The organism is Adlercreutzia sp. ZJ473, assembly GCF_013185065.1.
GTDB lineage: Bacteria > Actinomycetota > Coriobacteriia > Coriobacteriales > Eggerthellaceae > CAAEEV01.
Genome location: NZ_JAAVTO010000026.1, coordinates 1 through 14,340 on the forward strand (window position 1 = coordinate 1; position 14,340 = coordinate 14,340).

The window sequence follows — 14,340 nt, forward strand, 5'->3', positions numbered from 1 at the left end:
TCCTAGGTCTTTCCAAGTTGTTAGTCGGAAAACTCCTGGAGGATTCTACCTATGGCATGGAAAGTTCCAAGAGGATTCCGATTGGCCTCTTGGAGCTTTATGATCACGCAGTTGTTTTGACGCTCACACAGCAACGACAACAGAAAGGCCCCCGTTCCAAAATCGGAGCGGGGGCCTTTCTTGTTCAGGTCTTGCTTGGCTCCAGTTCAGCCGGGCAACGGCTCAAGCGGCCTTAAAACCTCTTCAGGACCCTGATCATGGCGACGATATCCTGACCATAATTCGTTCCAGGAACGGCCCACTTCCCGTTGAGGTCCGTCACCTCGGGAGCAGACCCGCGCTTGACCAAGCCGAAACGCGGGTCAACGCAGGCGTTCTTGAGCGGGGCCGTCGAGGCATACGCCTTCAGATGCTGCACCTGCGCGCGCAACCCCGTGCGCACGTCAGGAAACGTCGCGCCCTTGACGCCGCCTGTCGCGCCAAGCCCGCCGAAGTTGCACTGGCCCGCCTTCACGTCGCCGCCGAACTGAAGCCAGCCCGTCTCCTTCATGGCCTGGCAGAAGAGGACCTCAGCCCTCACGCCCTCAGCCTGCGCTTCCTCGCAGAGGATCTTGCAGTACTGCTCGATGCTGGAAGCGCCCTTGGAAGCATAGACCGATGGATAAGGTTTGCCCATGCTCTTGAAATATGCCACCATCTGGCGCGCAGAAGCTTGGGATGACCCCATGATCGAATACGCGTAGGCATCCTTAAAGGCATTGCTCGTCGAACCCGGAGCGGTTCCGCCCTTCTTCACCAGCTTGATCTGGATTCCCTCGAGCCGGTAAGAGTAGCCTTCAGTACCTGCGCTTTCGCCGTTCTTCGCCCAGCCCATCCAGCCGAAGTTCTGAGCATGGACGCGATAGTAGACGTCGAACTGGTTAGCGACGTCGCCCGTGAGGCGTATCTGAATGGCCTCAAGGCGCAGGCTTCTTCCCGTCGTCCCCGACGTCGCGCCATTCGACTTCCAGCCCGACTCCCAGCCGATGTTCTGAACATGCGTGCGATACTGGATGCCGCCCTTGTAGGCATCAGTGATAGCCGAGCCCAAAGAGATGTTGATGCCCTCGAGCCTGAGCGAGCGCCCCGTTGTTCCCGACACTGCTCCGTTGTATGCCATGGACTGCCAGCCGACGTTCTGCACATGTGTTTGATAGCTCACCTGCACGGGGTAGAACACGCCGCTCGTGGAACCCGGAGCTGCCCCGCCCTTCTTCACGAGCTTGATCTGCACGGCCTCCATGCGGTAGCTGTAGCCCTGGCTTCCCGAGCTCGCACCGTTCTTAGCCCATCCGGTCCAGCCGATGTTCTGGACGTGGGTGCGATAGTACACGTCGTACTTCTGCGCTATCTCGCCCGTGAGCTTTATCTGGAGCGCCTCGACGCGCAGGGACTTCCCCGTCGTACCGACGAGACCTGACGTCCAGTTCTGCCAACCGATGTTCTGGACATGGGCGCGTGCCTGAATGTCGCCCGAGCACTCAGGGTCGTTCACGTCGATCTGCAGCGCCTCAACGCGAAGCGATCTGCCGGAGGTTCCGGCCACAGCCCCGTCAGAGACAGCGGACTGCCAACCGATGTTCTGGACATGGGCTTTGTACGTCACAAGTGCCCTCATGAAAGGCGTTGCCGTGCTGCCCGGAGCCTTGCCGCCCTTCGACACGATGACGACCTCGAGTGCCTCAGCGTTGTATCCGTATCCGACGCTGCCAGCGGAAGCGCCGTTCTTAGCCCAGCCGAGCCATCCCACGTTGGCAACGTGAACACGATAGTACACGTCATACTTGCTCGCCGCGGCGCCCGTAAGGTTGATCTGCACCGCCTGCAAGGCCTTCCCCTTGCCCGTGGTGCCGCTCGTCGCGCCGTTGCTCACCCAGCCCTGCCAGCTGCCGCCCACGTTGGAGCGATAGGTGATGCCGCCCGAAGAAGCGGCGGCGTTCTGGAGATTGAGCTGGAACGCCTCAAGGCCGAAACCCTTGCCCGTGGTACCCGCAACCTTGCCGTCGTATACCGTGCTCTCCCATCCCAAATTGGCAACGTGGGCCTTCGCGGAGACGAGTGAGGACGCCTTGGCTGCGGAGTCCTTGATCAGGCTGTACTTTTGGGCCACACCCGTCGCGTCTGCCACGCCGAGCTTTTGACGCGCCGCATCATTGCCAAGGTACTTCGCCGCGTCACTCGGATTGCTGATGAAGGCGTGTTCCACGATGATGCCCGGGATGCCCGCCCAACGCGCGCCATTGATAACCGTGTAGTAGTCGGCGAGCGATCCGTCGGGATAGCGTTCGTTGTTCGTGCAATCCCTCGTCTGCACGCCGCGATTAGACAAGCCGAGCGCCGTGAGCTTGCTGAGAATCTTGTTACCGAGGTCAGCTCCGGCTTTATGCGTCTCCGCATTGAGATACGAGCTGTTGTTGGGAACCCAGACCTCCGCTCCGTACGCAGCAGACGAGCTCGACGAGTTGCAATGCACGCTCACGAACACGTCAGCGCCCACCGAAACCGCAGAGTCGACGCGTTGCTGCAAGCCCACGTACACGTCGCTGCTGCGCGTGAGGTGCGCGCTCACGCCCGTGTAGCTGCTCAGCTCCTGCTGGAAGTGCTTGGCGATGGACAGGTTGACGTCCTTCTCCGCCAAGCCGTTCCCCGAGGCGCCGCCATCATAGCCGCCATGACCAGGGTCGATGGCCACCACCAGGTAGTTCTCCCGAGCGGAGGAAACCGCAGCCCACGCCTTGTCAAAACCGAAGAGGTTGGCAAAGAAGCCGATCACCGTGTCAAGCAGGGATTTCGGCTCTTCGGACTCAGCATCGAGATCAGCGTCAGCCTCGGAGTCAGAGCTCTGGTCGGGGTCTTCGTCAGTGGGGCCCTCGCCAGCATACACCGGCTCCGCAACCGACAAGTCGGCTGCCACCTCGTCATCAGCCTCGACGCCCTCTTCGCCATCGGCGTTGTCGCCCTCGACAGCCTCGACGTCATCAACGGCTTCGACAGCAGCCTCATCAGCGCTGTCGCCTTCAACGGCGATCTCGTCAGCGCCAGCTTCCTCGGAAGCAGCTTCACCAGCGCCATCTTCCTCAGCAGCAGCTTCACCAGCGCCGACCTCCTCGGAAGCAGCCTCCTCAGACGCCTCGACGCCAGGATCCTCGACCACCACCGAGTCGCCTTCGCTCACCGAGGCGACGCCTTCGGCATCAGCGGTCTGCACCGCCTCCTCGATGCTGCTCTTCGCGACGACGCTCCCGTCATCGCCCAAAGCCAAGACCGAAACGCCGTCCTCGCCCTTGTCGGCCGCATCGGTCAGCGCCTCAGCCAGCTCGGGAGAGACCACGTCGAAGGCGTAGACGACCTTGCCCGAGTCGGCAGCGTCGGACGAGACGGAGTCAACCTCATCCACAACCTCGACCGTCGTGTCCTCATCGGAAACGCTCACGCTCGAGATGCTCGAGTCTCCGAAGTCAACTGCGAAGCGCTCACCCGCGGATTCGAAGGTGATGCGCGACATCAGGTAGCTCGTCGCGCTTGAGGGATCGTCAAAGGAGGCCGTGAAGAGCACCGCGCCTTCCGTTATTGCGGAGGCGTCGAGCGAGACCTTCTCATGCGAGCTGCCCTTGACAAGCTCAAGGGTCGCCTTGTCAACTGATCCGCCCTTAGTCAGAAGCCCGATGGCGATGTTCTGCTCCTCGCCCAACGAGACGACGTTGTTCTCGATGTAGACGAACTCGACAGCCTCCTCGGCCGTAAGGACCGTGGCGTCGTCGAGCGGATCACCCTGATCGCCAGCCTTCTGCTGAGCCTCGTCCGCCTTCGGCTCCTCCTCGGAAGACTCCTTCTTGGGAGCCGTCTCCTTCTTGGCAGAAGCGTTCTCGGCAGAGCTCGAAGCACCTGCGGGGTTTTCCCTCCCGCCGCCTTCGGCTTTACCCTCAGGCTTCTCACCAGCCGTCGTATCCGCCTTTTCGCCAGCCGATTCGGCCTTATCCGCCTCAGAAGAACGGGAAAGCCCCTCATCGGCTGCTTTCTGCCCGCTCTCAGGAGACTTTCTGTCAACCACCTCGTCCGCATAAGCAGGAACGCCCATGAGGGAGAAGGCAAGCACGAAGCTCAGGAAAAATGAGAGCGTCTTCTTAGCGCCAGTCATCTAACCACCCCTTGAAACTCAAGCAAAACTATGGCTCGCAGCCTACATTGGAAACAGGCTACGAGCCAAAACAAGACTTACGCATGATAACTCAAACTAAACTGCATGTTCAGCAATGCAAAAGATACTCCCGAAAAGAATCGCAAAGCGCCTCCCTCCCGCGTCGTCCTTGCCCGCCTGAATCCACCTGCCTCGACAAAAGCTCCCTCTCCTCGCTGCTTTTGGGACAGCCTCTTTTGCTATCATAGGGAAGGAAGCAAACACCTATCTCCTAGCGCAAGGACAACCAATGACCCCAAGAGTTTCTGTTGTCGTACCCGTCTACAACGTAGAGCGATATCTTCCCTCGTGCCTTGAGTCGCTCATCGGCCAAACCCTTCGAGACATCGAGATCATCATCGTCAACGATGGCTCAACCGATGGATCGCTCTCCATCATCAAAGAGTACGCATCCAGAGACGACCGCATCGTTGTCATCGACAAAGAGAACGGCGGCTACGGGCACAGCATGAATCGAGGGTTCGAGAAAGCCCGCGGCGAGTACATCGGCATCGTAGAGTCTGACGACTGCGCGCGACCCACGATGTTCCAGCGGCTCTACGAGCAGGGGTCGAGGCACGATGCCGACGTCGTTCGGTCCAATTACTTCACCATGTCGAACGATGGGTCAACGTTTGGGCTGATAGACGTCTTGAGCCTTTCCCATGCTCCGTACTACACGGCATTTAACCCCCAGGATTATCCCGATATACTGCGAGGCAGCCCCGCAATTTGGACAGGAATATACAAGAGGAGCTTTCTCGAGGAAAACAATGTTTCCTTTCTCGAAACGCCCGGTGCATCCTATCAAGACACGGGATTCATGCTCAAAGTATGGGGAGCCGCAAACAGAGCAGTTATCATGCGTGAGGCGTTTTTGAATTACCGAATCGACAATGCAAATTCCTCCGTCAAGTCCGGCGCTAAGGTTTTTTGCGTGTGCGATGAGTACGAGTCGTTTGAGGAGTTCCTCTCCGCCCGACCCGAGCGCTCAGAGGCTTTTCGCAAGATGGTTGTAGCGAAGAAGTATGAGACGTATCTTTGGAACTACAATCGTCTCGACAATGCGTTAAAGCCCGAGTTCTTGGAGAAAATGACCGAGGAGTTTTCCGAGGCGGAAGAGAAGAATGCGCTCGACCAAAGCCTCTTCTCTCCCGTCGAATGGAACGAGCTGCAAGCCGTCATCTCTAACCCAGAAGCACTCTCGGGTAAAGCGCTCACCGTCGTCCCCCCAGCACTTGATCCAGGCGAGCACGAGAAGACCCGCTATGCAAATGGAGAGATCACCTTTTTCCAGCTACTCGCATGGAAAATAAAGCATGCATTAAGATCGTAGCCTTTCGGCTAGCCGACGCAATGCTAACCTAATCCGAGGAGATCCCATGCCGGAATTCCAGATGTTTGTCTCATGCGAAAGCAGCATCGACCTAGACCCCTGCTCATCCCGCTACGTTTGCGTGAAGCAGCTTGCCGAGCAGGCAGATGACTGCGAGCGCAATGCAAGCCAGATAAGCACGCTGCAATTTGCCGAAAAAAACGCTACGGCCCCTTTTGTGGGCATATCGACAGCACATTGCCTGCTTGACATTGCTCAGGTCTCCGACGAAAGGAACGGGGCCCTCGAATTTGCCGAACTAAGCAAGGTCGAGACCCTCGATCTGCCTGCGCTTGAATCGCTCGGGTACATCGACACAGGAAGTATCACCCTACCCCAGGATATAAGCATCGTCTTGCCTAAGCCGACAAGTTGGCTCGACAGCGACTACATGACTGGCACCTTTAGGCACGTTATGTGGTACTGGTGGCATAGAAGAGACCGGGATTTCGACACCCTTGCGAAGATTCTCTCCGACATCAGCCCTGAATTTCTCGAAGATCTCGACGCGTACCGCAATGACAGCATAGGATTCCCACTCGGGACATTCCTCATGCGAGAAGATATCTTCAAAGAGTATTCAGGGTGGGCACTCGCTGTCACCCGCAGCTATACGCACGCTCTGGCCTTAAGCGATGACGTATCTTGGGTCGAATCACTTGCGCCTGACATAGTCGCTCGCCATCTGCTGGCAATATACGCGAAGCATCTGCAGCGCACGTGCAATTCGGGCAGAACAGCCTACGCTTCGTGCACGTATTATGAGCACATGGAGAGCCCCTACTTGGCGCCCGCTTTCGACAGCAACAACATTGCCGTCGTCTTGGCGTCAGATGCCGCCTATGCGCCGCTCATGTCCGTCACCATAGAATCCATCCTACAGAACTCAAGCCCTTGCAACAATTACGACTTGATAGTTCTCGAGGCCGGACTCACCAACGCCGACTTCGAGTTCTTAAGCCAACAGACAAGCAGCTACCCCAACGTGGCGATACGATTCCTCCATCTTGGTCAGTATCTCGAGAAAAAGGAGCTCCCGACTCTTGCTCATATAAGTACCACCACCTTTGCCCGTTTCCTCATCCTTGACTATCTCACCAACTACTCCAAAGCGGTATATCTTGATACCGATTTGGTATGCAACACCGATATAGCCGAGCTCTACGAAACTGATGTGTCGGATTACCTTATCGCCGCCGTGCGCGACACGGCAGATGCAGGCTGGAGCAACATCGTCGACAACGACACTCGCCAATACATTGATGACGTCATTCAGCTCGACAACGTGTACGACTACTTCAACGCAGGGGTGTTGGTTCTGAACGTTGAGGCACTTGCACAAGTCACAAGCTGTGAAAAGCTCATGAGGACCTCGCTCGAGAAGGAATGGCGATGGATGGATCAAGATGTGCTCAACCACCTCTGCGCCGGAAGAGTCAAGTATCTTGACCAGTCATGGAACTACATGGCTCACAAAGAGTCCTATTTCACTCCGGAAACCACACCTGAAGTATGGCTTCCCACATGGCTCCAAAACGCATACCGAGAAGCGCACCATAACCCCAGAATCGTCCACTATGCAGGACATGCCACCCCCTGCTTCTCCCTTTACTCGGACTCTGCCTGGCTGTTCTGGAAATACGCCCGAACTTCCCCTTACTACGAAACGCTCGTCAGCATGGCGTCGGCTGAAATGCCTTCCGACCCTCTCAATCCCATAGCGAGAGCCCGCGCCAAGAAAAAGCTCGGACCCTTGGTGAGCATCATCGTTCCCGTCTATAACTCCGCTCCTTATTTGAGAAAAGCACTCGATTCGCTTTTGCGCCAGACGTACAAGAACCTTGAAGTCATCTGCGTTAACGATGGATCAAAAGACGACAGCCTGTCAATCTTGGAGGAGTACGCCCGCCAAGACTCCAGAATAACCGTCGTCAACAAGGAAAACTCAGGAGCAGGCGCTACGCGCAACGTGGGAATGGGGCACGTGCGCGGCAAGTACCTCTGCTTTTTCGATTCTGATGATTTCCTCGTACAAAACGCCATCGAGGATCTTGTCCGCATTGCCGAGAAGAACCAAGCGGATGCCGTCGTCTTCAATATGGACCAATACGACGACAAAACCGGGGTGTTCTCCCCCAACACGTGGGCCGTATCGCGAGACCACATCACTCCTGGAAAAGTTTTTTACGCGGCCGACATCAATAATTTCTACAAACGTTTAGTGGGATTCACCGTAAACAAGCTGTACCGCTCGTCTTTTCTCCTGGGTCTCGATTTAAGGTTTCCGCAAATAGGAGCCCACGAAGACATGCCCTTCACCTACATTGCCCTCAGCGCATCTAAAAGGACCTATTATTACGACGAGACGCTTTACCATTACCGTCGCGCACGAGAAGGCAGCCTGAGCGACAGCACGAACGATCGCTACATCTATATGTTCGATGCCTTGGATTGTCTCAAAGAGGGCCTGATCAAGCGAGGGCTCTGGGCTGACTACCAAAGGGCCTTTGTAAACTACGTGCTCCATATGTGCATCTGGAAGCACAGCGAGCTCGACAAGTTCATGCGGCTGGAGTTTCGAGACTCCTGCCGCAAAACATGGTTCGAGCACTTTGGCATCTTGGGACCCGGCAAAGACTTCTTTTACGATCCCGAAGACTATGGCTTCGTCGAAGACACCGTGAATATGTCTTTTACCCGAAGGCTCGCAGCAGAATGCTATAGGCGCAGGCTACCGAAGGAGGAATGACGATAAGAGATCCTTGAGCCTCCGCGGAATCCACGTCATGAAGCGCCCTACCTTCCATGCGGTGGACTGCAGGGTGCCCTCGAGCTCCGCAGTCACCCTTTTCAAGCGAAGCTCGAGCTGTCCATTGCTCTTTGCAAGCAGCTCGAGCCTCGCTTCAAGCTGATTGTTTTTCCTAGCTTCAACAAACCATTCATAGAGCAGTTTTTCCAAAGCGGAGGAGTCGGCCCCAAGCCTACCGCCGTCCTCTGCTTCGCTGCATATCGAAAGCGAAGACAGCTTCGCTTCCAAACGCCCCGAAGTCCCGTCTTCGGAAGCGGACACAGCAGCAGCATGCAGCTCATGGGCCAGCAAAGCCTCCTCGCCTTCGTAGAGCCTGCGAAGCACATCGAGCGAGGCGTTCAGACCCCAAGCGGCAAAAAACACATGGAGCGCTTCGGACTTGTCGCATGCAGCAACATTAGATTTAAGCATGCAAGCGGGCTCCCAAATAAGCAGGGAACGGACCTTATCGACAAGTCTTCTTTCCTGAGACGCAGCTTGAGCATGCGCGAACCTCTCGATCTCATCGACTACCACCGAAGCCGTGCAGATAAAGCGAAACGACTTCATGTCGACGCGAGAGTGTCCTGTCTGTCCTGAGCCATAATGATACGTGTACATTTCATCATCAATGCCGTAATACGAATTGGCATAAAACGCCATGACAAAATATGCGTAGAAATCCTCGCCATAGCGTACGTTGGTCATATCGACATACTCATGAGCCTTCTTGCATAGGTCAGCCCGATACAGCTTGTTCCAAACATTCCACGAGTACTTCCTGTCAAAAAAGCATCCATCAAGGACATCTCGCCCCGCAAGCTCCCCTACATAGGGACTCAGAAAGCTATCGAGCTCTTTTTGGTAACCTTCGTCAACGTCATCCGAGATAACGCCCCTTGTTCCGAAATGAATGATGTCGACTGGATGGTCTTTTGTGAAGGAAGCCAACTTCTCGCATGCATCAGAGACCAGCGCGTCATCTTGGTCCACGAACAGGATGTAGTCTCCGCTCGAACACAGCACCCCGTCTTTTCTCGCCTGCCCCGTATAGGTGTTTTCCCGATGGTGCACCACCTTGAGGCGGGAGTCCTTTGCGGCGCAGCGATCAAGGACGGTTCCGGAGCCGTCCGTACTCGCGTCATCTACCGCAATCACCTCTATGTCGGCAAAAGTTTGGGACAGCAAGGAGTCGAGCGTTGCCTCGATGAAGCTCTCCGCGTTGTAGACGGGCATGACGATGGAAAAGCGCGGCACGGCTCTCACTCCCCCAATCGACCCGAGCGGAACTCGCGCATCGAGCCGTTCGAGCGGTCCTTTTCCGACAAGATTATCGCGTCTTCGATGTTCGGCCACGTGATCCCGATGTCAGGGTCATCCCACATGAGGCCGCCCTCGTCATCGGGATGATACACGTCATCACACTTGTAGCAGAACTCCGCCTTGTCGGACAAGACCATGAAACCATGGGCGAAGCCCCTTGGGATATAGAGCTGACGGCGGTTCTCCGCGGAGAGGATTACCCCTTCCCAGCAGCCGAAAGTCGGGCTTTGGGGACGCAGGTCAACGGCGACGTCGAACACCTCGCCCAGCACAACGCGCACCAGCTTCGACTGGGGATGTTTCTTCTGGAAATGCAAGCCCCTCACCACTCCCTTGGAGGAAGACGAGTGGTTGTCCTGCACGAAGTCAGCCTCAATGCCCCCCTTGACGAAATCGGGTCTCTTGTAGGTCTCCATGAAGAACCCGCGCTCGTCCTCGTAGGCTATCGGCTCAACGACGACGACACCCTGGATGGTGGTCTCAGAGAAAACGAAGTTTCCACACCTCATCTGATCGCTTCGCACCATATTCGCCTCTTCCTATTGCCCCCGCATGGAATACGTGGCCTCTACGGATTCCTTGAGAGGCATCCACCACGATTCGTTCTCGCGATACCAGTCGATAACGCCGGCCAGGCCTTCTTCGAAGTCAACATGACGTGGCCTCCATCCGAGCTCTGTGCGAATCTTGGAAGCATCGATGGCATACCTGCGATCATGCCCCGGTCGGTCCCTGACCCAGTCAAAATCATCGGAGTCTTTCCCCATGAGCGTCAATATCGTACGCAATACGTCGAGGTTGCGCTGCTCCCCGTCCGCCCCGATAAGGTACGTGTCCCCAAGGCGCCCCTTCGTCAGAACGTCCCATACCGCACTCGAGTGGTCGTCCACGTGTATCCAATCCCGCACGTTGGAACCATCGCCGTAGAGCTTGGGACGCGCGCCGCAGAGGACGTTGGTGATTTGCCTCGGGATGAACTTCTCGACATGCTGGCGTGGACCGTAGTTGTTCGAGCAGTTCGAGATGGTTGTCGCCACGCCATAGGTGCGGTGCCATGCGCGCACGAGCAGATCGCTGGCGGCCTTTGTAGAACTGTAAGGCGAGCTGGGGCAATAGGGGGTCGCTTCCGTGAAGCGCGTCGTATCGTCGAGGTCCAAGTCGCCGTACACCTCGTCGGTTGAGATGTGGTGAAAGCGCGTCCCGTACTTTCGGCATGCTTCCAGCAGGTGATACGTTCCCTCGATGTTAGACGAGACAAAAGGCGCAGGATCGGCGATGGAGTTGTCGTTATGGGTCTCGGCGGCAAAGTGGACGATCGCGTCGACGCAGGGGACGAGCTCGTCAAGCAAGGCGTCATCGCAGATGTCACCCACGACGAGCTTCACCCTGCTTTCAGGAACGCCGGTCAGGTTCCCCCTGTTGCCGGCATAGGTGAGCTTGTCGAGGACCACGATGCGCACATCCGTGTTGTCAACGAGCCAGCGGACGAAGTTGCTCCCGATGAAGCCCGCCCCTCCCGTGACCATAACCGAATTCGGCTCAAACATCATTCCACCTTCCCCATCTCAGGCAAGTGCATCAGATACTCGTCAAGCGCTTCCCTCCAAAAACGCATCTCGTCCCCGATCGTGTTCGCCAGATGCCTGTTTTCCAAACTCGAGTTCTTTGGCCGATCTGCGCTTCTCGGATTGAGCTCCTTGTACTGAGCGCTCGTCACCGGGACGACCCTGCATTCAAGCCCTGAGCCTTCCATGATGGCGGCAGCGAACTCAGCCCACGAGCAGACTCCCTTGCCCGTGCAATGGTATACGCCGTAATCCTCCGTCAAGGCTATCTTCAGGATCTCATACGCCAGATCGTTGGCGGAAGTCGGATTGCCCCTCTGATCGCCCACGACCATCACCTCATCGTGGGTTTTCCCCAAAGACCTCATCGTCTTCACGAAGTTGCGCCCCGAATAGCCGTAGAGCCAAGCCGTGCGGACGATGAAATACCTTGGGTTCTCCTTCATCACCGCCAGCTCTCCGGCCAGCTTGCTGCGTCCATAGGCGGATGCGGGATGGGTGACATCGCCCTCCAGACGCGCCCCCGGCTCGCTCCCCGAGAAAACGTAGTCGGTCGAAACCTGCAGGATCTTGGCGTTCTGCCGAGCCGTCGCCCTCGCCAAGTTCGAAGGTCCTCCGGCATTCACCCGAAAAGCCTCGTCCTCATCAGTCTCGCATCGATCAACGTCTGTCATGGCCGCGCAGTTTATCACAAGGTCATAACGGCGTCCCGCAAACCAGCTCTCTACCGCGTCTCTCTGGGTTATGTCCAATTCGTCGCGATCGACGTAGTCAACGAAGGCCCCTTCGTAATCAGGGGGGACAGCGCCTATCTCCGCTTGGAGAGACGCTATGCAACGCCTCAGCTCGCTGCCAAGCTGGCCGCGAGCGCCCGTGACAAGCAGTCTCATTCCTGCTCCCACTCTCTATGAGGGGCGATCTTCCCTTCCGCGACCCTCTTCAAGTGCTTGCCGTATTCGCTCTTTCCATAGCGGTCTGCGGCCTGGAGCAGAGCCTCCCGGTCTATCCAGCCATTGCGGTAGGCGACCTCCTCCAAGACCGAGACGGAAAGCCCCTGGCTACGCTCGGCGACGCGCACGAACTCAGACGCCTCGAACAGCGACTCCATGGTCCCCGTGTCCAACCATGCGTAACCTCGTCCCAATGTGACCACGTTGAGAGACCCATCTTCCAAATACCTTTTGTTCAGATCGGTTATCTCGAGCTCACCGCGGGACGAAGGCTTGACTTGCTTGGCGAAGTCGCACACGCGGGAATCGTAGAAGTACAGGCCCGTGACCGCGTAGTTGCTCTTCGGGTGCTGAGGCTTCTCCTCGATGCTCACGACGTTAAACGCCTCGTCGAACTCCACCACGCCGAACCTCTCAGGGTCCTCGACATGGTAGCCGAAGATCGTCGCGCTGCCTTCACCCTCAGCCCGCTTGACGGCGTTGCGCAAATGCTTCTCCAGGCCGTTGCCGTAGAAGATGTTGTCGCCGAGAACAAGCGCGCAGCACTCTCCCCCGATGAAGCTCTCCCCGATGACAAATGCCTGGGCGAGGCCGTCTGGCGAGGGCTGCTCCGCATACGACAGGGCGATGCCGTACTGCGACCCGTCTCCGAAAAGCCTCCTGAAGTTCGGGAGGTCATCGGGAGTCGAGATGATGAGGATGTCCCTTATGCCCGCCATCATGAGAACCGAGAGGGGGTAGTAGACCATCGGCTTGTCATACACGGGGAGCAGCTGCTTGCTCGTAACGGTGGTAAGCGGATAGAGCCTCGTTCCGCTGCCGCCGGCAAGGACTATGCCCTTCATGATTCGGGACAGCTCCAGTAGTCAATTCCGGCTATCTCGCCGTTCTCAGCCCACTCGCTCCAGCCGAAGCTCTCAGAGTGGATGCGGTAAAGCACGTCATATTCATCGGAGATGGCACCTGAAAGGACGATCTGGAGAGCTTCCAGATGCTTGGACTCGCCCTCCGTCCCCGCCATGGCTCCGTCGGCAAACCACGAGCTTTGCTCATCAAAACTCGGGTCCCTTTGCCAGCCCGTAGATTTAACGGCCACATTGTAGCGAATGGAGCCCTTTACCGAGTCATCGAGCCTCAGCCTCAGGGCCTCGAGGGACTGGCTCTCATCCAAAGTACCTACTACGGCGCCTTCGCTATAGCCATCCTTCCAACCGACAAAAGCAATGTGTGCGTCTGCCGTGACAAGCCCCTTCCCATCAAAAGAAGCTGGATCTTCCAGCGAGGGAAAGGATCTGTCCACCCCCTTTTGCACTAATGCTACTTGCATGCCGTTTACGCGGAACGAATACAGCTTGGCGATATCGTCAACCGGTCCGATCTTGCGCATCTTGCCCTTTTCGATCCAAACCACCTTCTGACAGATACGCTGAACCTGGGCAAAGCTATGGGAGACGAAAAGGACCGTGACGCCGTAATCCTGGATGAGCTCGCTGATGCGTTTCTCGCACTTTTCTTGAAAAAACTGATCGCCCACCGAAAGGGTTTCATCTACGATCAGAATATCCGGCACAATAACCGTAGCAACGGCAAACGCAATACGCGCAACCATACCTGATGAATAGTTCTTCATAGGCATGTCCAAGAAATCGTGCAGCTCAGCAAAATCAACTATCTCGTCGAAGTGCTCGTTAATGTACTGCTTCGTATAGCCAAGCAGCGCCCCGTTCAAATAGATGTTTTCCCGAGCAGTCAGCTCCATATCGAAGCCAGCTCCAAGCTCGATGAGCGGAGCGATGACTCCCTTTGCGGTGCAAGTGCCCTTCGAAGGCTCAAGCACGCCTGCGACAATTTTGAGCATAGTGGACTTCCCGGACCCGTTCGTTCCAACAAGGCCAAACACCTCCCCCTTCCGAACCTGAAAGCTAATGTCGTCCAAAGCCACAAAGCTCTTAAACATGAGCTCACGCTTTGCCAGCTTGATAAAGTACTCCTTCATGCTGTTAAGCTGCTCACTCGCCATATTGAAAATCATGCTGACGTGATTCACGTCCACCACGACATCGTCATCGCAGACAGCCCCACGCGTAGCATCTTCAAGAACAGGATTGCTCATATCGCATCCA

At 56.7% G+C, this 14,340-nt stretch carries 10 protein-coding genes; 3 read left to right on the forward strand and 7 right to left on the reverse strand.

Annotation, left to right across the window (positions count from 1 at the left end):
- Positions 1–236: hypothetical protein (locus HRL41_RS11945; protein ID WP_216662554.1), on the forward strand; the 236-nt coding region annotated here is incomplete at its 5' end.
- Here HRL41_RS11945 and HRL41_RS06435 read toward each other — a convergent pair.
- Positions 233–4,177 (reverse strand): N-acetylmuramoyl-L-alanine amidase, encoded by a 3,945-nt coding sequence (locus HRL41_RS06435; protein ID WP_172136047.1) that lies wholly within the window; start codon positions 4,175–4,177, stop codon positions 233–235. The genes HRL41_RS11945 and HRL41_RS06435 overlap by 4 nt on opposite strands.
- 289 nt (positions 4,178–4,466) lie before the next feature.
- Between HRL41_RS06435 and HRL41_RS06440 the strand changes: the two genes are divergently transcribed.
- Both HRL41_RS06440 and HRL41_RS06445 read left to right on the forward strand, forming a co-directional pair.
- Positions 4,467–5,552 carry a glycosyltransferase gene (locus tag HRL41_RS06440; RefSeq protein ID WP_172136048.1) on the forward strand — a complete coding sequence of 362 codons (1,086 nt, stop codon included), beginning with the start codon at positions 4,467–4,469 and terminating at the stop codon, positions 5,550–5,552.
- Between the two features lie 46 nt (positions 5,553–5,598).
- Entirely contained in the window at positions 5,599–8,340 is a 2,742-nt protein-coding gene (locus tag HRL41_RS06445) for a glycosyltransferase (RefSeq protein WP_172136049.1), read from the forward strand.
- On the opposite strand, the gene HRL41_RS06450 is transcribed toward HRL41_RS06445, so the two are convergent.
- From HRL41_RS06450 to HRL41_RS06475, 6 genes are read right to left on the reverse strand one after another with little or no spacing between them, the layout of a single operon-like run.
- Positions 8,323–9,636, reverse strand: a complete 1,314-nt coding sequence (locus HRL41_RS06450) for a glycosyltransferase family 2 protein (protein WP_172136050.1) — start codon at positions 9,634–9,636, stop codon at positions 8,323–8,325. The two genes, HRL41_RS06445 and HRL41_RS06450, sit on opposite strands and share 18 nt — an antisense overlap.
- Positions 9,637–9,641: 5 nt before the next feature.
- The gene (rfbC, locus tag HRL41_RS06455) at positions 9,642–10,229 is read right to left on the reverse strand and encodes a dTDP-4-dehydrorhamnose 3,5-epimerase (RefSeq protein WP_172136051.1); all 588 of its coding nucleotides are present in this window, start codon (positions 10,227–10,229) and stop codon (positions 9,642–9,644) included.
- A gap of 12 nt (positions 10,230–10,241) precedes the next feature.
- Positions 10,242–11,249 (reverse strand): dTDP-glucose 4,6-dehydratase, encoded by a 1,008-nt coding sequence (gene rfbB, locus HRL41_RS06460; protein ID WP_253904743.1) that lies wholly within the window; start codon positions 11,247–11,249, stop codon positions 10,242–10,244.
- Positions 11,249–12,157, reverse strand: a complete 909-nt coding sequence (rfbD, locus tag HRL41_RS06465; RefSeq protein ID WP_172136053.1) for a dTDP-4-dehydrorhamnose reductase — start codon at positions 12,155–12,157, stop codon at positions 11,249–11,251. The genes rfbB and rfbD overlap by 1 nt, the downstream gene beginning before the upstream one ends.
- Positions 12,154–13,062, reverse strand: coding sequence for a glucose-1-phosphate thymidylyltransferase RfbA (gene rfbA, locus HRL41_RS06470; RefSeq protein WP_172136054.1), 909 nt, complete (start codon positions 13,060–13,062; stop codon positions 12,154–12,156). The genes rfbD and rfbA overlap by 4 nt, the downstream gene beginning before the upstream one ends.
- Entirely contained in the window at positions 13,059–14,330 is a 1,272-nt protein-coding gene (locus HRL41_RS06475) for an ATP-binding cassette domain-containing protein (protein ID WP_172136055.1), read from the reverse strand. The genes rfbA and HRL41_RS06475 overlap by 4 nt, the downstream gene beginning before the upstream one ends.
- Positions 14,331–14,340 lie beyond the last annotated feature (10 nt).

Excerpts from the sequence above, each read along its gene's own strand:
- HRL41_RS06435 (WP_172136047.1), bottom strand. The coding sequence starts at position 4,177 with ATGACTGGCGCTAAGAAGACGCTCTCATTTTTCCTGAGCTTCGTGCTT.
- HRL41_RS06440 (WP_172136048.1), top strand. The coding sequence starts at position 4,467 with ATGACCCCAAGAGTTTCTGTTGTCGTACCCGTCTACAACGTAGAGCGA.
- HRL41_RS06445 (WP_172136049.1), top strand. The coding sequence starts at position 5,599 with ATGCCGGAATTCCAGATGTTTGTCTCATGCGAAAGCAGCATCGACCTA.
- rfbC (WP_172136051.1), bottom strand. The coding sequence starts at position 10,229 with ATGGTGCGAAGCGATCAGATGAGGTGTGGAAACTTCGTTTTCTCTGAG.
- rfbB (WP_253904743.1), bottom strand. The coding sequence starts at position 11,249 with ATGTTTGAGCCGAATTCGGTTATGGTCACGGGAGGGGCGGGCTTCATC.
- rfbD (WP_172136053.1), bottom strand. The coding sequence starts at position 12,157 with ATGAGACTGCTTGTCACGGGCGCTCGCGGCCAGCTTGGCAGCGAGCTG.
- rfbA (WP_172136054.1), bottom strand. The coding sequence starts at position 13,062 with ATGAAGGGCATAGTCCTTGCCGGCGGCAGCGGAACGAGGCTCTATCCG.
- HRL41_RS06475 (WP_172136055.1), bottom strand. The coding sequence starts at position 14,330 with ATGAGCAATCCTGTTCTTGAAGATGCTACGCGTGGGGCTGTCTGCGAT.